This window comes from Stenotrophomonas sp. SrG, from assembly GCF_050031795.1.
GTDB classification, from domain to species: Bacteria; Pseudomonadota; Gammaproteobacteria; order Xanthomonadales; family Xanthomonadaceae; genus Stenotrophomonas; species Stenotrophomonas rhizophila_A.
In genome coordinates, this window is sequence record NZ_JBNBBE010000507.1 from 1 (window position 1) to 255 (window position 255).

Genomic DNA, 255 nt, shown 5'->3' on the forward strand with positions numbered 1-255 from the left:
ATCGTCCTCAGAACGAAGTCACGCTGCTTGTCCATCGCATCCTCTCCGGGTGCCCGATGCGGCCGTAGCCAGACTACTGGTCGTCGGCGGACTCGCCCGACGCGGCGGAGCCGCCCCAGGAATCGTCGCGGGCTTCATCCTCGGCCCACGCGCGGGAGCGCTGACGCATGATCTCGGGCGCCTTCGCTGCCTCCTCGGGAGTCTCGAAGGGACCGGCGCGATCGACGGACGGGGACTCGAAGCCCTTCTCGACCT

The 255-nt window shown here is 68.6% G+C and carries 1 protein-coding gene; it reads right to left on the reverse strand.

Annotated elements, in window-relative coordinates; all coding sequences use genetic code 11:
- Window positions 1-73 precede the first annotated feature (73 nt).
- Window positions 74-255 (reverse strand): hypothetical protein (locus tag ACQG3P_RS20660; protein ID WP_426806094.1); only part of this gene is annotated, 182 nt, incomplete at its 5' end.